We start from the raw sequence: 22,945 nt of genomic DNA on the forward strand, positions 1-22,945 counted from the left end.
TTTCTCAACCATGCGTATTGACATCATTTCTGTAGTTCCTGATTTAATGAAAAGTCCTTTTGAAGCTTCAATCTTGAAAAGAGCTATTGATAAAGGTATTGTAGAAATACATTTTCACAACTTGCGCGATTATGCTACGGATAATTACAAATCTATTGATGATTATCAGTTTGGTGGCGGCGCAGGAATGGTGATGATGGTCGGTCCGATAGATCGTTGTTTGTCTGACTTAAAATCGCAACGTGATTATGACGAAGTGATTTACATGACTCCAGATGGCAAAACGCTGAATCAAGGAATGGCGAATGAACTTTCATTAAAAGGAAACATTATTATTCTTTGCGGACATTATAAAGGTGTAGATCAACGTGTGCGCGATCATTTTATTACAAGAGAAATTTCTATTGGCGATTATGTACTTTCTGGAGGAGAATTGGGCGCGGCTGTATTGTGTGATTCTATCATCAGATTAATTCCGGGTGTATTAGGAAATGAAACTTCTGCCTTGACCGATTCGTTTCAAGACAATTTACTAGCGCCTCCTGTATACACAAGACCGGCTAAGTATAACGATTGGGAAGTTCCGGAAGTCTTATTATCTGGAAACTTTCCAAAAATAGAAGCTTGGCGCGAAGAACAAGCGTATGAGCGTACGAAGAACTTACGACCTGATTTGTTGGATGAATAGATTGACTTGGGTCTTGGGTCTTGGGTCTTGGGTCTTGGGTCTTGGGTCTTGGGTCTTGGAAAATATATTTTTCAATTTAAAATTTAGCATTCAACATTTATAATTTCAAAAAAACATTTGACATTCAAAAAAAATACTTATTTTTGCACTCAATTTTGGATCAACCTCTGGCGATGGACGCGAATGTTGGTTTGAATCAATTTCTATAAAAAGTTTAAAATGGAAGCTTTAATTAAATTTGTACAAGACGAATTTGTAACAAGAAAAGAATTTCCTGAATTCGCAGCAGGAGATACTATCACAGTTTATTATGAAATCCGAGAAGGAGAAAAAACACGTACACAGTTCTTTAGAGGAGTTGTAATTCAACGTAGAGGTTCTGGTTCTTCTGAAACATTTACGATCAGAAAAATGTCTGGAACAGTTGGAGTTGAACGTATTTTCCCTGTAAATTTACCAGCACTTCAAAGAATTGAAGTTAACAAAAGAGGTAAAGTACGTAGAGCACGTATCTTCTACTTTAGAGGTCTTACTGGTAAGAAAGCTAGAATTAAAGAGAGAAGATTCAAATAAAATCTCTCAAAAATATACCTTAAAAAAGTCTTGCAAATTTGCAGGACTTTTTTCGTTATAAACAATTGTTAATAACCTCGGTTTATATCTTGTTGATTTCTAATTTGTTATATTTCTTGCTTTTTCAAAAACTTATACTACATTTATAAAAGAATTAACAAAGAAACAATGCAAATTGACTTTTTGTGAATTCTAAAGAACGTTCTAACCGTTGTTATTTTAATAGGTTTTCTGGAAATAATTTTTTGGGTACAAACAATTATCAAAGAAAATGGAATTCCATTTCTAGTATAGCTTGCTATAACGGACTCAAGGAATTACGCCGAAATTTATTGGTATTGCTAAGATGCGAATAAAGTGTTATATGATCCTACCTTCTGCAAAGAACTAAAAATCATGTAAAAGGACAAATCACGAAAGTCGATCTGTACAAGTAGGTATATTAAAAAACAGCAGAAATAAGTTTCAAATAGGTAAAATGCCAATAACGACGAAGCTTATTTCAAAAACTGAAGTGTTGTGTTACATAATGAATTAGCTGAGAAATTAGCGACACATTTGCTAAAACACATTTCAAGAAAGCCATGTCAAGGTAAGAAATTACAATGATATGGCTTTTGTATTTATTAAATATACATTAACTTCTCATACTAGGTTAGTTATCATTACCTAAATATCCCATCATTTTGTATATTTGCCTTTCGTAAAAATTACATCCAATTTATACCAAAATTATATCTATAATACATATGGCAAAATCAACGAAGATTATCTATACAAAAACTGACGAAGCACCAGCATTAGCAACGCATTCATTATTACCAATTGTAAAAGCATTTACGGCACCGTCTGGTATTGACATCGAAACAAAAGATATTTCTTTAGCAGGAAGAGTTTTAGCAAACTTCTCAGAATATTTAACTCCAGAACAACGCGTAAACGATGCATTGGCTGAGTTAGGTGAATTGGCTAAAAAACCAGAAGCAAATATTATTAAATTACCAAATATTAGTGCTTCTGTTCCTCAATTGAAAGCCACTATTACAGAGTTACAAGCCAAAGGATTTGCAATTCCAGATTATCCAGAAGAAGCTGATAGCGAAGAAGATAAAGCAATTCTTGCAAAGTATAATAAAGTAAAAGGTTCTGCTGTAAACCCAGTATTACGAGAAGGAAATTCAGATCGTAGAGCTCCAAAAGCTGTTAAAAATTACGCAAAGAAAAATCCACATAGCATGGGCGCTTGGTCGTCTGACTCAAAAACACATGTAGCAACTATGGATGCTGGAGATTTTCGTTCTAATGAAAAATCTGTCACGGTTGCCAATGCTACTTCTGTAAATATTGAGCATACAGATACCAATGGTAACAAAACCGTATTAAAAGAAGGAATTGCATTGTTGGCTGGAGAAGTTATGGATGCAACGGTAATGAGTAAGAAAGCTTTGTTAGCATTTTTAGAAAGAGAAATTGCAGATACGAAAGAAAAAGGATTGTTATTTTCATTGCATATGAAAGCAACAATGATGAAAGTGAGTGATCCAATTATTTTTGGACATGCCGTTCGTGTATATTTTGCTGATTTATTTGAGAAACATCAAGCTACTTTTGATGAAATTGGTGTTGATGTAAATAATGGTTTCGGAAACTTATTAAACAATCTAGAGGAATTATCTGCTGAAAAGAAAGAAGAAATTGTAGGTGACATCGCAGTAGCCATGGAAAATGGTCCAGATATCGCTATGGTAGATTCTGATAAAGGTATTACCAACTTACATGTACCAAGTGACGTTATTATTGATGCTTCTATGCCAGCAATGATTCGTAACTCAGGTCAAATGTGGGACGCAGACGGAAAGACACAAGATACCAAAGCTGTAATTCCAGATAGCAGTTACGCTGCACTATACCAAGCAACTGTTGATTTTTGTATAGAACACGGTGCTTTTGATCCTACTACTATGGGAACTGTTCCTAATGTTGGATTGATGGCTCAAAAAGCAGAAGAATACGGTTCGCATGATAAAACTTTTGAACTTACTACTGACGGAACTGTTCGTGTCGTTGATGCAGAAGGAAATGTATTAACAGAACATACTGTTGAAGCTGGAGATATTTGGAGAATGTGTCAAGTAAAAGATGCACCAATTCGCGACTGGGTTAAACTTGCCGTAAGCAGAGCTACAGCTACAGGTTGGCCAGCAGTTTTCTGGTTAGATTCAGAAAGAGCACATGATGCAGAATTAATCAAAAAAGTAACTGTTTACTTAAAAGATCACAATACAGACGGATTAGAAATTCATATTCTTCCATTAGCAAAAGCAACACAATTCACGCTTGAGCGTATTAAAAAAGGAGAAAATACTATTTCCGTAACAGGAAATGTATTGCGTGATTACTTAACAGATTTATTCCCGATTTTAGAATTAGGAACAAGTGCAAAAATGTTATCTATTGTTCCATTAATGAATGGCGGTGGATTGTTTGAAACTGGTGCTGGTGGATCTGCTCCAAAACACGTTCAGCAGTTCAACAAAGAAGGTCACTTACGTTGGGATTCTTTAGGAGAATTTTTAGCCTTAGCAGTTTCATTAGAGCATTTAGGTTCAAATTATGACAACAGTAAAGCGATTGTTTTGTCTGAAACTTTAGATGATGCAACAGATAAATTCTTAGAGAATAAAAAATCACCTTCACGTAAAGTAAACGAGTTAGATAATAGAGGAAGTCACTTCTACCTATCTTTATATTGGGCACAAGCATTGGCTGCACAAGATACAGATGCTGAGTTAAAAGCACGCTTCACTCCTATTGCTGCTCAATTGGCAGAAAACGAAGAGAAAATCGTTACTGAATTAAATGATGCACAAGGTACTGCAATGGATATTGACGGATATTATATGCCAAGTGACGAATTGACTTCAAAAGCAATGCGTCCTAGCGAAACTTTCAATGCTATTTTAGCTTCGATTGCATAATTAAAGAATCATATAAAATAAAAAAGCTCCTTATCGTATGATGAGGAGCTTTTTTTATGTAGCATGTCTTCTAGTTTTAGATCTGCAGTAATTTTATTTTCTAAACTAATTATAAAGGCCACCTCAAATTGAGATGGCCTTTTGGGTAATTAGTCGCCAAGATTATCGAATTACCCCTTTTTAACCTTACTAAATTATGTATGATTAGGCTTAATCAATTTCTGATGTAGTAGGCATTTTTTATTTTATAAATTCTATTCTGAAAATCAATTTAGTGATGACGGTAATTGTTCTTGTATTTGATACGTACTAAAGTTTAAAAAGTTTCCTGGATGTGCTAATACATTTTGTAAGATAAATGGAGTATCTGGAGCTACTCCGCTGTATTGCGCATTTCCATTCATGTTGACATCATTTACATTATATCCTACTACAGCATAGGTTGGGAAATTTAAAAAGTTTCCAGGATCGTTTAATATCACTGATAATATAGCAGGTGTATCTGGATTCGTTCCTGAGTATTGTATGATCGCATCTCCATTTACATTTCCTGCCCACATTGCATTTGCTCCGCTCGGTATCCCAAAATTTGTTTGTGCATTAGATCCAAAAGTACTGGCGGCAGGATTGGTAAAATCTATAAATGTTACTGAACTGCGTAATGCAATTGCCGCATTGCTCATAACACCTAAGTGATTGCGGTGTCTTATTACAATATAGTAATTACCTGAGGCTATATTAAAAGCTACTGGTGAAGTTCCATCCAGATCTGTAATATCTCCATCTCGTTGTAGTAATGCTGATTTTCCAGCTACGACTAGATCAATATTTGCTTCACTTCTTACTTCTACCCATACCCAATCTACAATGGCATCGACTCCAGTTGTATTAAATACAGCAGCATCGACTGTCGCAGTATCAGCATATGGAGATGTTGTAGGAATGATTCCTGCTACACGTAAATCGTCACGCATGAGCATTTCTTCTCCTACATTAGGATTTAATGCAGCTCCTTGTAAAAATACGCTTGGACGTACAGTGACAGCTCCAAGAAGCTCAGAACTTAATATGACATCATTTCCATCTCCTTGATCATAGTATATATACCAAATACTTCCATTACTAGAAATTGAAGCTCCATTTGGCAAACCATTGAATGTTCCATTAACTGGATCTGTGCCATCATTATCTATTATGATCAGTGTGTTTGCGTTTTCAGGTGAAAAATTCGTTTCATCATCCAATTCTAATGTAGTATTTGATATGATTACTGCACCATTTACTTGTACCTGATCATAATCGGTTCCTGCAGTATCAAAGCCACCTACTTGTATTTTTAACGTATCATCAGATCCCATGATAAAGTTTCCATCAATTTTTACTTGCCCTGAAGATTCTCCTGGACTCAGAATTCCATTAAAGGTTGTATTAGCAGCACTAATTGTTGACATTACTGGAACTCCATTGCTTGTATTGATAGCTCCTGTATTTGCAGTAATATTCACATCTCCACCAGTTTGCACCTGTATATTTGTAGACACTAATCGTATAGCTTGCGTATTTGCATTTGAACTCGTTCCTTGCAAAGAAATATTTCCTGTATTGCTTTCTATTCTGGAAGATTCTCCCAAATTTATACCTCGGTAATCAGCATTTCCATTATCTATACCGTTTCCAGTAACCGTAATATTTCCTGTATCTGTTGTTACACGACTATCATCTCGCATCCAGAAACCATTTATTGGAGTATCTGTAAAAGCATTTACATATATGGTTCCATCCATAAGAATAGTACCAGAACCTATAGCTTCTACACGTCCGTTTTGCATATATATTCCTCCCGAATTACTCCCTGGAAGTGCTTCTGTTCCTGCAATCATAGATATATTTCCGCCGTTTGACTGAATGATTCCTGCTATGGTAGTTGTACTTTTGGTAAACGTAGTAATTGATCCAGTAGTAATGATACTTCCTGTACTATCTACAGTAAGTTTCCCTGAGTTTATGTTTATATTACCATTCGTAATATTTGTTGCATTGGTATCAAATCGAACATCGTCATCTTCTGTTGCATTGATCGTTAAATCTGCATCAAATCCAGTAGCAAAACCTTGCATAACCATTGTATTATCTCCCGAACCTATATTGCTTATTGTTAAAGAATTTAGTGGATTTTTGTAATCTATTGTAGTAGATTCAAAGACATCCATTTGATTCGCTAAAGTTCCTCCACTTCTTAGTACGATATAATCATCCAAATCTAAATGGAAATTTTTATCATTGGTTTCTAAATTATCCGTAAGTGTCTGAGTTAATTCTTCATACGTTATCGTACTATTTCCAGGAATATCAATTGCTCCTCTGTGAGTCCCTGTTAACGTATGTACCATGTTAGCATAGGTATTTGCTCCCGATAGCGCTAATCCATTATTTTCAGTTCCTCCATCATAGTGAATTTCATCTGTAAAATTACCTCCATTTAGGTTTATGCTTAAATGATCATCACCAAACTGAGTATTAATATCTATGACTCCGGTCACTGCATCTATAGGGATTAACACATCATTATTATCTTGAATTACTCCTGGTCCTGCAATTATAGGCTTTACAGCGTCGCTCATACGATAATTTACTCCTTCCACAATAATTGTGAGATTATCATTTAAAGAATAAGGATCTAAAAAGACAAGATTCCCTGAACCATCTATGCGTATATTTGGTGGCGTTGTACTTAATAAAACATCATTGGTGCCAGCTAGATTGTAATAAATATACCAAGTTTTTGCATTTCCAGCAATGGCAGATCCGTTAGGCAATCCATTGAATGTTCCAACAATCGGATCATCTGCATCATTATTAATTATGATTAGATTTTCTGGACTCGAAAAACTACCTGAACTATCTACTAAATTCAGTGCCACGCCATTTAGATTTACCGCTCCATTTACTTGTACTTGATCGTACTCAGTTCCCGGATTGTCAAAACCACTTACCTCAATTTCCAATGTATCATCGGATGTCATTGTAAGATTTCCGTCTATAATTAAATGTCCTGGTGATTGTCCTGGTGCTAATTTTCCATTAATAATTGTATTCGTACCTGTCAATTGTGCTTGTAAGGCTACTCCATTTGGTGTATTGATTTCACCTGTATTCCCTGTCATTGTAATGACTCCTCCAGATTGAATTTGCGCATTTGAAGAAATTATATCTATTGACGGATCATTGGCAGTTGGACTTGTTCCTGTAAGGGAAATATTTCCTGTACCTGTGGTGTTTATTGTTCCATCTAGAATGATTCCAATTTGATCAGATCCATCAGTATCTGTAGCTGTTCCAGTGATTGCTACATCTCCATTTTCAGCGCTAATCGTAGTGTTCATTTGAATTTCAACACCGTAATTTGAATTTACTCCTTCGCCACCTGTTCCTTGAATTGTGATGGTTCCAGTTCCCATTGTTTCAATATAGGTACCGTCAAACATTAAAATTCCTTTATTATCATCTCCTATACTATTCCCAGCTGTACCAACAATATTGATGTTTCCAGAATTACTTTGAATGTTTGTTCCAATGGACATATTAATTCCTCTATTAGAATTACTCCCTATAGTAGCTCCTATTCCTATTAAGTTAATATCTCCTGTATCTGTTAAGATATCTGTTCCAAATAATGTCATTCCACTTGTAAAAGTAAAGGGGCTATCAAGAAAAGCCGTACCAGCAATCGTAATAGTTCCGGCTCCTATAGTTTGAATTGTAGCATTAAAAATTTCTATGCCTGCAAAGTTGGAATTAATAGGTTGTGTTCCTCCGTTAAGCGTAATATTTTGTCCTCCAGAAGATATAATATCTCCTTGATCTACATATAAAGTGTTTAGACTTGTTAGTGAAATTGAACCTGCTGTAGATACGTCTGTTCTCACTAAAACAACTCTCGCTACTGCGATAAGATCTCCCGTTCCTAGATCAATCGGATTCGTTGTATTAAATCCAAACCTTACAATGTCTTGCAATCTATTAATGGTCAAATCTGCAGTAAATCCAGTAGCAAATCCGTTGATGAATACAAATCCTTCGCCTGCACCTGATCCGTTTATAACTAGGGTATTATTAGGATTTACATATCCTATTGTTACAAGTCCATCTACTGTTACCTGATTTCCTAGACTGCCTGTAGGTTCAAATTGTATACTATTACTGGAATTTAGTGTAAAAGCTCGTTCGTCAGCAGTTATATTATCTTCAATTGTTTCTGTTGATGCTGTGTATGTAATGACATTGTTCCCTGTAATTGCTACCGTTCCTGCTCCATTGCTATTTACTGTATGTGTGATGGTATCTAGTGTTGCATTTGATGATATTGCGATTCCATCTGTATCATCTCCACCATCAAAATTGATATCTTTTGTAAAAAGACCTCCATTCATATTAATATTCAACTGATCATTTCCATTTCCTGTATTGATATTGATCGCTCCTGCCACAGAAGCAATTGAAACCAACACATCATCACCATCTTGTACTGCTCCTTGTCCTGCCATAACAGGATTGTTTGCATCACTCAAACGATAATTAGCACCGTCAATCACAATGGTTATATCATTATTTTCAGCCGCTATTCCTGTAAATACCATGTTTCCTGCATCTACAAATACATTTGGGGCTACTTCTGATCTCAAAACTACATCATTACCATCACCTCGGTTATAAAATATATTCCAGTTTTTCCCATTGTTTCCTGTTATTGTGGCTCCTTCAGACAATCCATTAAATGTTCCAACGATTGGATCGGTTCCATCATTATCAATAATGGTCAATGCAATTACGTCTTGGGGGAAATCTCCACTTTGATCTACAAAATTGAAGTTTGCATTATTTAAATTTACCGATCCAATTACTTGTACTTGATCATAATCAGTTCCTACATTATTAAAATCGTTTACTTCTATTTCTAAAGTATCATCTGATGCCATGGTTAAATTTCCATTGATGATGAGTTGCCCAGGAGATTGTCCCGGTGCTAATTCCCCATTAATGATCGTATTGATTCCACTTAATTGTGCTTGCGAAGCTATTCCATTAGAAGTATTAATTTCACCTGTATTCCCAGTCATTGTGATTATTCCTCCTGATTGAATTTGGGCATTCTCAGCAATTATATCTATTGCTGGATTATTGGCTGTTGCGCCAGTTCCCGTAAGGGAAATATTTCCTGTGCCGGAAGTATTTATTGCTCCGTTCATTAGTATTCCAATTTGATCAATCCCATCAGTATCTATAGCTGTTCCTGTGATTGAAATATCTCCATTTTCAGCATTGATCGTAGTATTCATCTGAATTTCAACACCGTAATTCGAGTTTAATCCTGCACCTCCTGTTCCTTCAATCGTGATTGTTCCAGCTCCCATTGTTTGAATATTGGTACCATCAAACATAAAAATTCCTTTATTGGCATTTCCTAGGCTACTCCCTGCTGTACCAACAATATTGATGTTTCCAGAGTTACTTTGGATGTTTGTCGTATTGAATATGTTTATTCCAATATTAGAATGATTGGCTATCCCAGCTCCAAATCCCATTATACCAATATCTCCTGTATCTGTTAAGAAATTTGCTTCAAATAGTGTCATTCCACTTTGGACAGCGAAGGGATTACTAATAGAAGCTGTTCCAACAAGCGTAATGGTTCCTGCTCCTGTAGTTTGTACTGTGGATTGAAAAATTTCCAAGCCTGTAAAAGTGGTACCATTAGTAGGTTGTGTTCCTCCAATAAGACTAATATTTTGTCCTCCAGTAGCTATAATATTTCCTCCTTCTACATATAAACTGTCTAGACTTACTAATGAAATTAAACCTGCTGTCGATATATTTGTTCTTACCAAAACGACTTTTGATACTACTGTAAGATTTCCAGCTCCTAGATCAATCGGATTCGTAGTATTAAAACCAAATCTCACAATATCTTGCGATCTATTAATTGTCAAATCTGCTGTAAATCCAGCAGCAAATCCGTTGATTGCTAAGAATCCTTGACCTGTACCAGATCCGTTTATAGTTAACGTACTATTGGGATTTGTATACGCTATTGTTACAAGTCCATTTAGTGTTACTTGATTCCCTAAACTACCAGTAGGTTCAAATACTATATCATTATTGGAGTTTACTGTAAAAATTCGATCGTCAATAGTTAGATTGTCTTCGACTGTTTCTGTTGATGCTGTATACGAAATCGTATTGTTTCCCGTAATTGCTATCGTTCCTGCTCCACTGTTATCTACTGTATGTGTGATCGTATCTAGTGTTGTATTTGATGTTACTGCGATTCCATCTGTATCATTTCCGCCATCAAAATTGATAGCTGTCGTAAAAAGACCTCCATTCAAATCGATATTTAGCTTATCATTTCCGTTTCCTGTATTGATATTGATTGCTCCAGTAACAGAAGCAATTGAAACCAATACATCATTTCCGTCTTGTATTGCTCCTTGTCCTGCTATCAATGGCTTGCTTGCGTCATTCAAACGATAATTAGCTCCGTCAATCACGATAGTTAAATCATCATTTTCAGCCGCTATTCCTGTAAATACCATATTTCCTTCATCTACAAATACATTTGGGTTTGCCAATCCTGAACTCAATACGACATCATTACCATCTCCTTGATTGTAGAATATGCTCCAATTTTTTCCATTGTTACCATTTATAGTAGCTCCTTGCGGCAATCCGTTAAATGTTCCAACGATTGGATCGGTTCCGTCATTATCAATAATTGTTAATGCAACTACTTCTTGAGGAAAATCTCCACTTTGATCTGTCAAATTGAACGTTGCATTCGTTAAGTTTACAGCACCATTTACTTTTAACTGATCATATTCAGTCCCAAAATTGGTAAAATTATCCACTCCTATTTCCAAAACATCACTGGAATCCATAACCAGATTACTGTTCATTATCACTTGACCTAAAGATTGTCCAGGTGCTAAAACACCGTTAATGATGGTGTTATTTGTATTAAATTGTGATTGTGTAGCAACTCCATTTGGTGTATTTATATATCCAGTATTCGCTGTTAGATGTATACCATTATTGGCTGACAGACTTGCATTTGTTGATGATATGTTTATTGCTGAAGCTGTAGCTACATTACTTGTTCCTTGCAGCAGTATACTTCCAGAACCTATAGCCTGAATAGCGCCTTTTATATCAATTCCTAAATATCCTGTACCAGTAATATCTACATTTCCAGCGGTATTGGTTCTAATATTTCCCGATATCATGGAAACACCAATATTAGAAGTATTTCCTGTATTTCTTCCCGTTCCATTGATGGTAATCTGTCCGGCAAGGCTTTGAATATTTGTAGAATTTCCCATACGAACACCATTAAAATTTGCCAATCCATTATCAACACCACTTCCCGTAATGGTAACATCGCCAAATTCAGTAATAATACTACTACCTTCCATATTGAAACCATTTAATGAAGCCTGATTGATTATATTTCTAGCTGCGTATGTGGTTGCTATAATGTTGATATCTTGCGTTCCTGAAGTTTGAATTTGAGCAGCATTCATATACAATCCGCCAACATCCGTATTTATTCCATCAATTGCCGGCACCACTGTTCCTGCATTCATAGTCACACTTCCTCCAACTGCCCTTAACGCGGCTGATTCTATAGTAGTTGTATTTGTACTTGTGGTTGTAATGGATCTTGCGGTAACATCTTTTGAGAAATGAATGTTATGGCTGGTTAGATTGAGATTACCATTCCCTAAGTCAATTGAATTGTTTGGAAAACGAATTTCATCAACACCATCACTATTCACAATCAAATCAGCATTAGAACTTATTGATAATCCTCTAACTTCTAAAATATCATCGCCGAAACCTGTTAAGTTGATCGTTAAAGAGTTCGTTGGATTGGTAAAATCGACCATTTCTGCCAGACTGGAATTAATACGATTTGTAGAAGAAGTAGCGCCAGGTTCTAACGTAATTGTCTCAACACTTCCTTGATTTCCAGTAAATGTGAACACTCTATCACTGGCATTTAAATTATCGGTTATTGGTTCAAGACCTTTATAATGTATCGTACTATTTCCTGTAACATTAATGAATCCGTCATGAGCATTGATAAATGTATGTGTAACGGTATCGTAATTTTGATTTTCGTTACCTAAAAGTATCATATCATCTCCTGTAGAAGTATTTTGATTTCCTCCATTATAAATGATTGGAATCTTAATATTTCCATTGGAAAGATTGACCGTAAATGTGTCGTCTCCGTTTTCTGTGTTTATTAGAATTTTTCCCGTAATTAAATGCATTGGCACTAATACAGCGTTTCCATCTTGTTTAATTTTATTTCCTGCTGCCAATGTTATAGCTGCGTTGCTAAGACGATAGTTTGCCCCTTCTATGACAATACTTATATCATCGTCGACACCAATAGTATCTGTATATATTAGATTTCCTTGCTCATCTATTTTTACAGGATTTTTACTTTGTATAGTTTCAGAATCATTAGCAATACTCACATTACTAAAAAATATACAGGATAGATACAGAAGACTGTATGGAAAAAAAGTTTTCATGGAAAGCGGTAGTGTTAGTTTTTAGATTGATCTTTTACTAGTTCTTTTTTTAATTGATCTAATGCGTTCAATCGATCTTTTAGGTGTTCATTTTTCTCTTGAATGATCTTTACCCGATCTTTCATAAAGAGGTTATTGATGAATCGCCATATAGACATTTAATTGCATTTAGAATTTTGATATCCAAAACTATTTATAAACGCTTGAGAAGAAGATAAAATCGTATGCACAAATCATGCACAAGGATAAAAACCTCATGTACAACTCATGTACAATTGAAAAAATAAATATTATAAAAAACTTATTTTCAGATACTTATAAAAATATATTTATAATTTTCTAAGAAGTGCATTTAAATCTTCTTCAGGAGAGAGATTTAGCTTTTTTCTGAGTCTCGATCGGCTACGATACACCGATTCCAATGCTACATTTTGAAGAATTGCAATTTCATTGTTATCAATATTCAGTCGAATTAATGAACAAAGTTTGACTTCTGTTTTGGTCAAAGTTGGATATTTTTCATGTAGTTTCTCATAAAAAGCAGTATTTAAAACATCTACTTTATTTTGAAAATCGATTGCAGAATTGTCCACAATCTCTCTATCTAAAATTGCTTTCTCTAACGCTTTAAAATTAGCATCTTCTTTTACAGAGCTAGATTTCTTTATTTTTTTGATATGTTTTAATAGTTCTTCTCGCCATTTATGGTTTCGAGAGATATTCAATGCAAAATCTGAAATGTCCTTTTGTTTATAGTCAATTTCATTCTGTAACATTTTATTTTTAAGCTCACCAAGTTTGACCTGTTCTCTCCTTTTTCGTAATAAGAAAATAATGATTGCGATAATAATCCCAAATATAGTAGCGATGATTGTAGTGACTTTCCAAAATTTTGTGGAAGCTTCTTCTAAGATTTGTGATTCTTTAATTTTTTGTATTTCTGTAAACCGAATACTATCAATAACCTTTTGCTGTTCATAAGCATACTTAGCTTCCAATTCGGCAAATTCTTTGACACTTTTTATATTCATGTCTTTTATCTGCTGACGTTTATATCCGCGATAGTAAGCAAAAGCACGTTCATGGTTTCCAAGATCAGTATAAGCATTACTGAGCGATAAACATCGGTTTGCTATATGACCTTCAAGCCCTATTTCAATTAACAAATCAAGTGATTTTTTATAATAAAGAACTGCTTTTTCAGGTTGTTTTAATTTTCGATATGCATACCCTAGGTTTTTATAAACCTTTTCTAAACTTATATTGTCATTATTTTCCTTACAAATTTTGCTATTCTCTTTTGAATATGAGATAGCAGTTTGGTAGTCTTTTTTTATACGTGCGTATCTTGAGAATCTAAAAATTGCAGAGGATTTACCTTTTGAATAGCCTATAGAATCTGCATATTTCAAGGCTTTTTCAGCATATACTTTCCCTTTCTCATGTTGATTATGGGATAAATAATAAGCACTTAAAGCACTTAAATCATTTACATGCTCCTTTGCATTTTTATATTTTTTAGAAGCATCAAAAGCCTTATTATAAAATTGGTATCCTTTAACAGTATCCTTTTTATGAAGATACAGTCTTCCCAGAGATCGATAGGTAGTTGACAATGTATATGTTTCTCCTATACTTTCTTTAATCTTTAGACTTTCTTGTAAAACCTTTAAACTTGAAACAAACTCCGTATCTACTCTATAATAATGCCCTAGTTGATCTAACATTAAAGCCTTCTTAAGCAAAAAATAGTTTTTATTTTCAGCTTTTAGCAAATCGCTACTGTCAATAATAGCAATAGCATTTTCAAAATTAGCAATAGATTTTTGCGGTTTTATTCTTAACTTTTCAAAGCCAGTTTTATACAGTTTTTCAACTTCAACACTATCCTTTTGAGCATTAGATATAATTGTAAAAAAACATAATATGAAAAAGCAAATATGAAATTTGCACACGCTCAGTCTGAGCCATCTAGCGATAGAATTATTTAAAATCAATGGAAGGTAGTTTTCTATTCTTCTCAAAGATAGGTAAATTAAAAGAGTAGAATTATGTATAAAAAGAAAAATAATTTTAAAATATTTCATTAAAAATTTATGAGGGCGTTCCCGTAAACGGTCGTGCTATACGCTTTTCCTTTGAAAACTCTAAAATTATATCTGACTGACTTTTAGTTGTTTAATATTTGAAGAGTTGATTACGGACAGTGCAATCGTATTCGTTTGTGTATTCTTATTTTATTGATTAATACTTTTCAAAAATATGGATAAATTCTTAATCAGACTATTTTTTGTGAACCAAACAAAAAAAGATTGTATTAAAAATGTATTGAATAAAGTTCTAGAATTACAACTTGACCCAAGTGATTTTGAGTATAAAGAAGTTAATTATCCAGATGGATCATCACAACAGAATGTAATTTATTGTTGATACAGATGATTACCCAACTATAGATATTTTTATTTTTAATTACGTCTGGCGGTATTGTGTAAGGCTCACCATAGAAAATCAACTATGATTTCCCGCCGTAACCGAAAGATCGTAAATTGAATATTATAATTAATCCTTTTTTTGAATTAGTTTTTACCTACTTTAGTCTCAGAAAACCTTCTTAGATAAACAGTTTCTACTATTCCCTTAGCTTCTCCATTCATAAATTTTACTTGAAGAACCAATTCGTCATTATTAATTTTTTTTACGGTAGCCAATTCTAAAGACGTAAACTCCATATTTTCTGCCTTACGTGACATAGTATTCATATTTTCATCCCAAGACCATGTACCAGTTTCTCTCCAAGCTGGGAAGCGAATTTTTGGATTTGAATAAACTATTTCGTGACTAAAGGTGCCATCATGATTAAATTGAGTAATAATAGCGAGTTCACCATTTTGTATTTGCTCTTTTACTTTCCGTTGAGTTTCAATTGATTTTTTTATTGTTTCTTTTACATTTGGTGCGAAACCAATCGAATCATCAAGTGTTAATATAACTTCAACTTGATGCCAACGTCCGTGAAATTTTGAAGAATCAACCGACAATATATTATTATTGGTCAGAGATTCATTTTCCACAAATGATTGAGCATTCAAACTCAAATTTATGGTTAAGATTATGATTAATGTATAGATATAATTCAATTTGCTTATTGTTTTTTAAATTAATACCAACGATTTGGTTATGAATAATAGTTTAGCCTTTTATAAAACTAAAATCTAAATCGGTCACCAAATTGATGGCGACCGATTTTCACTTTAAGAGTTTCTTAAAATTTCTGCTAACAATATATTTTCTATTTGATGAAAATTACCAAAAAGTAAAAATCTAGAAGGTATTTCCATAATAATAAATATTTATCAGATATTTATAACAATCTTAAAAGTATTTATTATTGAGATCATCCAGCATAACCAATGAGCCCTTCTAATACATAAGAACCATTAGCTTCATTAGGATTTTGTGTATATAAGTATTTCCCGGTAGATACATTTCTTTTACGATAAATGGGAATATTATAATTGACTCCATTATAATAGGTAGGAGTGCCACATAAATATCCTGCAATACCCCATTGAAACCATGGGTTACTTGCACAACTTTGTTGCATACCCCAACATTTCCAACTCCTATTGATTAAATCTCCCAATTCGCAAGGATTGGTTGTAAGTAATTTAGCTCCATAATTATTACTATACTGATAGCTATAAAAAAATACCCTTATCGCATTCGGATAATTTTTTAAAGGTGCCCTCCATGTATGTTCTAAGTGAATATCAGAAACCATTCCATTAGTATTGATTTGAGCTAACAAAAAATGTGCCCCATACCTTGAATCGTAAAACCTGCTTATATAACCATCTACTGCCATAACGTCACAAGTATAGGTGTAGTTAGTATCATAGCATGGTGTAGGGCAAACTTGCTTTTCGCTTGCTATTGGTATTTCATTGTCACTATAGTTTTCTGGGGAATCCCATCCCATTTCGTCTAAATATTCCTGAGTCCAAATAGAAGTAGTGAATTTGTTTTCTGTGATAGAATCTTCTTCGGTAGTTTGACTTTCTTCTTTGTTACAACTAAAAAAAAAACTAATAATTAGAAGTCCAAAGAAAATAGAAAAAAAGTTTGTTGTTTTCATGTTAAATTATTTTTTGGTTACAATCAAAGTAAAGAAGAAAAAAGCTTTTTTTTTAGACGGTAACGAACAAAACTGAAACTATATTTAACATATATTTAGCACCATTTTATTATTTGATAAATCAAAAAATGTAAAAATTATTGAAGGTAAAACCAGCATAAGATTTTAGAAGGTAATCCTTTGGATCATTTATATAATACCAATTCTAGATATTTGTTTTGTTCTATAAATAATGTAGAAGATAAAGTACTACGATACTACCTTTTACTCTATAGAAACTAAAAGAAATTGAGAAGTGGTCACAAATAAAGAAAGTTAATTTAACCACTATTTTTATTTACTTAAGCTATTAAACATCGATTTTAAGTTTGTCAAATAATCTCTTAACCATTTCTTATGAATAGTATTTGGATTTATTTGTAAAAAGAAATTATCCAAAGAGAATCCTAGTGTCTTTTTTGCTAGTATTAATGAAGTGTTGAATTCCATCTCTTTATTCCATACCTCTACAAAAACATCTTCAATAATACTTGTCGTTTTTTGTATACATTTTTTAAATAGAGGATTCTCACTATGTATTTTTAATTGCTTGTGAAATAACAAATCAATTTTTATAGTTACGAGATATTCTATCAATTCTGGATTGATATTTTTACATTTACTTTCTTCAACAGCAATTATTTTAACTCTTTCAATGTGGTATTCACAAAGCCTATTGATGAAAATTTCAAGATCAACAAAGTGATGATAAAATGACGATTTACTTTTTCCAACGGTCTTTGCTAATTTTTCTACAGTCAAATTATGAAATCCAACTAAAGCAACCATTTTATAGCCTTCTGTTAGCCAAGGGAATGTCTTTTTTTTATTTTCCTCCATTATTTTTTTGGAATTCCTCTAATATTATTTTAAAACACAGTTATCTTAAAAAAAATAGTACCTAACTGAAAATAAGCTTCTTTAGTTGCCTGTTTTTATACTTTATTAAAGTATAAAAATGGAGGAAACAGCTTTTGTATCTATTACTTCCTCCATTTTTTTTAATAATGATAAAGAAGATGTTTTTTAGTTAGCGATCTCAGAATTTGAATACGCTGACACCAATAGCATACCCATAGACTTCACCTTTATGATTTCTGTAAATTTTAATTTTATTACACGCCATTCCTAAGTCAATTTTCTGCCATGTGTGTCCACCATCTTTTGTTTCATATCCTGAATTTACTGTACCAACAAATCCATGCTTTTCAGTGATAAAACCAATACCAAATTCTCTTCCTCTGTTGTCTTCTACCAAATTTATTTCTTCCCAAGTTTTGCCTCCATCAACTGTCTTAGCAATACGCTGTTGTGCCACAGCTGGATCTGGATTGTAGGATTGAATTGTAACATAACCCACTTTTTCTGAAGGAAATGAAGCTTTCCAAGTAGTTTCATAAAGTCTGTTAGATTGATATACTTTTTTCCATGTTTTCCCTCCATCAATTGTTTTTAGAATTAATGCATTTGATTTAGCGATGTCTGCACTTGTCGCCGCACAAGCAAATCCTGTGTTTTTGTTGAGCATTTTTATATCAAACAGCATTTTACAATTAGCATTCATCGAACGTGATTCCCATGTTTCTCCAGCATCTTCTGAAATCATAATGTTTGCTGGACTTCCCACACGCCCTACCGCAAATAGGTAGGTTTTATAGTCAATTTTTCCGTGATTGATATATTGTTCTTTCACTATGTCAATAGCACATAATCCTTTTACATAAGGACCTTTATAGGCTATAGGTTTCCATGTTTTTCCTCCATCTTTTGTCCCATACAAGGGTATTGTATCGGTTACATTAGGAAAATAATCTGTACCAACAGTTCCAGCAAATCCTATATTTTTATCTATAAAAGCAATGGTTCTAAAGAAAGAACCTTTTTGTGTTAATTGTTTGTGCCAAGTTTTTCCCGCATCTTCCGTATGGTATATGTTTCCATACCCATTAACATACCAACCAGTATCTTCATCAACAAATGTAATGTCGTCTTGTTTCCCTGGATAGTATTCAGTTTCTAATTTTTGCCAAGTCTGGCTGATGGCCGTTGTAATACTAAAAATGCATACTAAAACAGCTAGGTATTTATGTTTTTTTGTAATAATCATAAAGCTTATTTTTTAAAAAGGAACAAAATTCCATTTTCAAAGCTTTATAAAACTTTGATTGTAATTTTATTCCTTTTCTTGATATTAATACTTGTAATGAATAATTTTTTGGAAATAATTAATTAGGCTTTTAGCAAGTTTATTTTTGATATTTTTCCACCTGGAACGGGTGTGTGTTCCACAATAAATAATTCGCTATTATAGACATATAACTCCAACGGAAAATTTAAACCTGTAGCAACTTTTACTTTTGCTTCTTCTTGATTTTTTAAGTTTATTTTTAATACAGAACCTTCATATGCATTTGCAATGTATAGATAATGTCCAAATGTTTCCATACCAATAGGTCCATTAAGACCAGTATATACATCTTTTAATGTCTTAGAGTTGTCGGAAACATTCAATGTGACAATTTTTTGTGATTGAGTTTCTGATATGTATAGCGTATTATCTATAAAAATCATACCACCATAAAAGCTTTTTAAATTTCTGACTACCTCAAAAACTTTAGGTCTTTCCTTCGTAAGATTAATTTTCACAATTCTCTTTGCTTGTTCTTCTCTAACATATAATTCATCATTATGCAAGGCTAAAGAACTTGGTGAAATGATATCAGTGGTTACATCTTCTCGAATTGGATTTATTTTTGAAATATCAATTCTTGAGATTCGATTTGCTTTTCCTTCAGCAAAATAGATGTAATTTTTGTAGAGTACCATATCACTAGGTGTAATCAAATTAGATATGTATTCTTCAACAGGTGCATCTTTGATGGTTAAATCGAGTTTTGATATTTTTCCACCATTCCATTCTGCTATATATAAATTATTTTCATATTGTATAATTCCTGAAGGACCATTTAAATCTTTTACGATATAGTTGTTTTGTGCTATTGCATTTAAAGCTATTAAGAGTAATAAGGTTATTGTAAATATGTTCTTTTTCATAGCAATTCTGTTTAAATTAATGATTCATGTTTCGTATTTTATTTATCAAATATTCCAATTCCATATCCCAGAATTGCGGCGGCAATTCCTACATGGATGTACAACCATATTTTTTGCCAAAACGGTCTTTCATTAAAGGCTTGGGTGGCATCAAATGGATCAAAAATAAAGGCAATACAAAGGTTGGATGCTGCTGTCATATATTCTTTTTCTATAAATACAAAATATGCTGTTAGTAATAGAAAAAGTCCGTAGAGGATTCTGTTAAAAAGGGGATTTATTTTTGTCATAAGTATTTAGTTAAAAAACGTTGTTAATTTTTGAGTTACTTCATTCGGATTTTCAACATATGGAAAATGTCCTGCCTTTGATATTGCAGTTATTTCTACATCCGGAAAGTTTAAAAAAGCTTTTTTTATGTCTTCGGGAGTCAATAAGTCTGAGACACCTTGTAACACTAAAATTGGAAACTTAAATATGGGCTCCTTTCCTCTTAAATTAAACTTCTGTGAAATGTCCGTCAAGATTTCTCTATTGACACTAAAATTGATATCTGTCTTCGTTAGTTTTTTGATGTTTGCATTGTCAAAAAAGTAATAAGGCAAATAGATGTCTAATAATTCAGATGGTTTTACATTAGGTTTCGAACTTAAGGCTTGCATCTTTTTAATATCTTCTTGTGTAAACTTTTTTTGAAGATTTTGAGCAAATTGTATATAGTATTGAAATGATGTGCCAACAGATGATATCAAGGATATTTTGTGGATATGCTGCGGATATTTTTCTGCATACATCAATGAAAGAATGGTTCCCCATGAATGTCCAACAAGCGACAGTTTTTCTAGTTTTAAATGTGTTCGTAAAAACTCTAATGTTTCTATTTCTCTAGCTGCTGTATGCGGTTTTTGGGTTGCTGATGTCGATTTTCCTGCATCATTTTGATCGTACATGATGACTCTGAAGTTTTTTGACAATTCTTCTGCATAAGGCATAAAACTTAAATGATTGTCTGCTGGTCCACCATGGAGTAAAATCAGTGTGGGTCCTTTTCCTATTTCTTTGACAAATATTTTTGACTCGTTATGTGTAACATAATATTCTACAGATTTTTGAGAATAGGAAACTTGAAATATAGTCAGCATTAAAACAATTGATAATAGCTTTTTCATTTTAAGTATAAATTTTAATGTTTTTTGTTTGATTATAGAATACGAATGCCATTGCCCCAAGTAGCAATTAATAGTTTTCCTTTTACCTCTAAAAGATGGGAAATTGTTGGAAATGGGAGTAAATAATTTGTGTTTTTGACTTTATTATTTTTGATTATGTATAGATTTTTTTGCCCACTTGCATAAAGTGTTTTATCTATCTTGAGAAAATCACTTATAATATCTTTTTCAGGGTTTTCTATTTCGGTAAAAGTATCACCGCCGTCATTGGACATAAATATATTTCCTGATTGTCCATCAATTGTTGAGCAATACAAAACATTTTTGTTGAGCCAACCCAATCCGTAAAACACTGCATTTTCACCTTCTGCTACTTTTTTCCATGTAGAACCAAAATCGGTAGTTTTGTGCAATCCTTGTCGAATACAAAGAGCGTAAATTTCATGTGCGTCGTACGGAGATTGTTCCATTTTCCATACTATCTTAAAAGGATCTTCTTGGTAATTTTGTATTTCCCAAGAATTTCCTCCATCTGATGATTTTACAATACCATGAGGAATTGTTGCCACCAGAATTTCTTGATCATTTTTTGGGTGAAAAATAATGCTACGGACATCAGAACTAGGAAAGTTGACAACTTTTTCAAACGTTTTTCCTGCATCAGTACTTTTGTAAAGCCCATGTTTCCATGTGCCCGCAAAGATTAACTTATTTGTATATGGAGAAGCTACAATTTCTTGAACATCTTCTGCTTTTTCAGACAAAGGGTTGCCTCCATTCAAGAATACCCAAGAATTTCCAAAATCCTCACTTTTCATCACTTTGGCATCTCCAGAGTTTGCTCCTTTTATTCCTGCATACAGCACCTTTTCATTATGAGCATCTTTTGAAATACTTCGAATAATTTTATTCTGTAAAATTGGTTTGATGGTTCTTCCAAGTGAATCAATGATTACAGCATCAAATTCTTTACCAGCAAGGCTTGAGTCAGAAAAAACAGCATTCCAGTTTGAATGTTTTTTGATACTGATAACATTGTTTGAACTATCTTTTAATATAATTTTTATACTAGAAAGTGTTTCTTGTGCTCCTATATGAAGTGTAATAAAGAAACTAACTAAAGTGAATATCTTTTTCATTTGATTTTATTATAAGTGATAGTGTCGTTTGTTTTCGATTTAATAATTCTGAATCTTAAATCGTTAATTTCTATAAGCCTACCTTTTGAGATTTCTCCTTTAGAATCGGTTCTAATTAAAGTGGAATCTTTGATACTGATATCCCAACTTCCAATTCTTGGAATATTATCAAAACCCGTCGTAAGTATGTACTCTTTATTTTCTTTGAACTCTAAAGTAGTTGCGCTTACACCTGCTGCTATGAGCTCTTTTTGTTGTTTTAATGCTGCGGCTTGTTCAGGATTTGATTTTTCGACTCTAGCAAGTATTTTTTCTACGGTTTTCGGAATTAATGATTCGTCAATACTCCAAACACCTACAATATCTTTTTCTGGACTTTTTATGGAATTGAATGCAAAAAGTGATAGACAAATCGCGATTAAAAAACTGTAATTCATAATTTTTCTCATAACATTTAATTTAAAATTTTATCATTTAAATCATAAGTATTAAAGAAATAAAATTTGTTACAAACATCTAATAATTAATTAGTTATGTAAAAAAATTCTTTGTCTAGGGACAAAGAAAAAA

14 protein-coding genes are annotated in these 22,945 nt (G+C 33.1%); 3 read left to right on the plus strand and 11 right to left on the minus strand.

All coding sequences use genetic code 11. From position 1 onward, the window contains the following. Window positions 1-10: 10 nt before the first annotated feature. The 3 genes from trmD (at window position 11) to Q0845_RS15200 (ending at window position 4,239) form a co-directional block, all read left to right on the plus strand. Complete coding sequence (gene trmD, locus Q0845_RS15190; protein WP_298514856.1) at window positions 11-688, plus strand: tRNA (guanosine(37)-N1)-methyltransferase TrmD; 678 nt, start codon at window positions 11-13, stop codon at window positions 686-688. A 219-nt stretch (window positions 689-907) separates the two neighbouring features. Then, entirely contained in the window at window positions 908-1,261 is a 354-nt protein-coding gene (gene rplS / locus Q0845_RS15195; RefSeq protein WP_298514858.1) for a 50S ribosomal protein L19, read from the plus strand. A gap of 749 nt (window positions 1,262-2,010) precedes the next feature. Further along, complete coding sequence (locus Q0845_RS15200) at window positions 2,011-4,239, plus strand: NADP-dependent isocitrate dehydrogenase (RefSeq protein WP_298514860.1); 2,229 nt, start codon at window positions 2,011-2,013, stop codon at window positions 4,237-4,239. Window positions 4,240-4,505: 266 nt separating this feature from the next. On the opposite strand, the gene Q0845_RS15205 is transcribed toward Q0845_RS15200, so the two are convergent. The 11 genes from Q0845_RS15205 to Q0845_RS15255 all read right to left on the minus strand — a co-directional run bounded on the left by Q0845_RS15205 (window position 4,506) and on the right by Q0845_RS15255 (window position 22,824). After that, a complete protein-coding gene (locus Q0845_RS15205) occupies window positions 4,506-12,839 on the minus strand; it encodes a hypothetical protein (protein ID WP_298514864.1) in 8,334 nt (2,777 codons plus the stop codon). Window positions 12,840-13,168: 329 nt separating this feature from the next. Then, window positions 13,169-14,863, minus strand: coding sequence for a tetratricopeptide repeat protein (locus Q0845_RS15210; protein WP_298514866.1), 1,695 nt, complete (start codon window positions 14,861-14,863; stop codon window positions 13,169-13,171). 552 nt (window positions 14,864-15,415) lie between these two features. Continuing rightward, window positions 15,416-15,928, minus strand: coding sequence for a hypothetical protein (locus Q0845_RS15215; protein ID WP_298514868.1), 513 nt, complete (start codon window positions 15,926-15,928; stop codon window positions 15,416-15,418). Between the two features lie 305 nt (window positions 15,929-16,233). Continuing rightward, window positions 16,234-16,974, minus strand: a complete 741-nt coding sequence (locus Q0845_RS15220; protein ID WP_298514870.1) for a hypothetical protein — start codon at window positions 16,972-16,974, stop codon at window positions 16,234-16,236. Window positions 16,975-17,307: 333 nt separating this feature from the next. After that, a complete protein-coding gene (locus Q0845_RS15225; protein WP_298514873.1) occupies window positions 17,308-17,853 on the minus strand; it encodes a TetR/AcrR family transcriptional regulator in 546 nt (181 codons plus the stop codon). Window positions 17,854-18,052: 199 nt separating this feature from the next. Then, window positions 18,053-19,120, minus strand: a complete 1,068-nt coding sequence (locus Q0845_RS15230) for a hypothetical protein (RefSeq protein ID WP_298514875.1) — start codon at window positions 19,118-19,120, stop codon at window positions 18,053-18,055. A 122-nt stretch (window positions 19,121-19,242) separates the two neighbouring features. After that, a complete protein-coding gene (locus tag Q0845_RS15235) occupies window positions 19,243-20,067 on the minus strand; it encodes a hypothetical protein (protein ID WP_298514877.1) in 825 nt (274 codons plus the stop codon). A gap of 38 nt (window positions 20,068-20,105) precedes the next feature. Then, window positions 20,106-20,357 carry a hypothetical protein gene (locus tag Q0845_RS15240; protein WP_298514879.1) on the minus strand — a complete coding sequence of 84 codons (252 nt, stop codon included), beginning with the start codon at window positions 20,355-20,357 and terminating at the stop codon, window positions 20,106-20,108. 6 nt (window positions 20,358-20,363) lie between these two features. Continuing rightward, entirely contained in the window at window positions 20,364-21,236 is an 873-nt protein-coding gene (locus Q0845_RS15245) for an alpha/beta hydrolase (RefSeq protein WP_298514882.1), read from the minus strand. Window positions 21,237-21,268: 32 nt separating this feature from the next. Further along, the gene (locus Q0845_RS15250; RefSeq protein ID WP_298514885.1) at window positions 21,269-22,375 is read right to left on the minus strand and encodes a sialidase family protein; all 1,107 of its coding nucleotides are present in this window, start codon (window positions 22,373-22,375) and stop codon (window positions 21,269-21,271) included. Continuing rightward, the gene (locus Q0845_RS15255) at window positions 22,372-22,824 is read right to left on the minus strand and encodes a hypothetical protein (RefSeq protein ID WP_298514888.1); all 453 of its coding nucleotides are present in this window, start codon (window positions 22,822-22,824) and stop codon (window positions 22,372-22,374) included. The genes Q0845_RS15250 and Q0845_RS15255 overlap by 4 nt, the downstream gene beginning before the upstream one ends. Window positions 22,825-22,945 lie beyond the last annotated feature (121 nt).

This window comes from uncultured Kordia sp. (assembly GCF_947489565.1).
Classification (GTDB): domain Bacteria; phylum Bacteroidota; class Bacteroidia; order Flavobacteriales; family Flavobacteriaceae; genus Kordia.

Bases quoted from the DNA above. Each gene is read 5' to 3' on its own strand.
- trmD (WP_298514856.1), top strand. From the start codon at position 11: ATGCGTATTGACATCATTTCTGTAGTTCCTGATTTAATGAAAAGTCCT.
- rplS (WP_298514858.1), top strand. From the start codon at position 908: ATGGAAGCTTTAATTAAATTTGTACAAGACGAATTTGTAACAAGAAAA.
- Q0845_RS15200 (WP_298514860.1), top strand. From the start codon at position 2,011: ATGGCAAAATCAACGAAGATTATCTATACAAAAACTGACGAAGCACCA.
- Q0845_RS15205 (WP_298514864.1), bottom strand. From the start codon at position 12,839: ATGAAAACTTTTTTTCCATACAGTCTTCTGTATCTATCCTGTATATTT.
- Q0845_RS15220 (WP_298514870.1), bottom strand. From the start codon at position 16,974: ATGAAAACAACAAACTTTTTTTCTATTTTCTTTGGACTTCTAATTATT.
- Q0845_RS15225 (WP_298514873.1), bottom strand. From the start codon at position 17,853: ATGGAGGAAAATAAAAAAAAGACATTCCCTTGGCTAACAGAAGGCTAT.
- Q0845_RS15230 (WP_298514875.1), bottom strand. From the start codon at position 19,120: ATGATTATTACAAAAAAACATAAATACCTAGCTGTTTTAGTATGCATT.
- Q0845_RS15235 (WP_298514877.1), bottom strand. From the start codon at position 20,067: ATGAAAAAGAACATATTTACAATAACCTTATTACTCTTAATAGCTTTA.
- Q0845_RS15240 (WP_298514879.1), bottom strand. From the start codon at position 20,357: ATGACAAAAATAAATCCCCTTTTTAACAGAATCCTCTACGGACTTTTT.
- Q0845_RS15245 (WP_298514882.1), bottom strand. From the start codon at position 21,236: ATGAAAAAGCTATTATCAATTGTTTTAATGCTGACTATATTTCAAGTT.
- Q0845_RS15250 (WP_298514885.1), bottom strand. From the start codon at position 22,375: ATGAAAAAGATATTCACTTTAGTTAGTTTCTTTATTACACTTCATATA.
- Q0845_RS15255 (WP_298514888.1), bottom strand. From the start codon at position 22,824: ATGAGAAAAATTATGAATTACAGTTTTTTAATCGCGATTTGTCTATCA.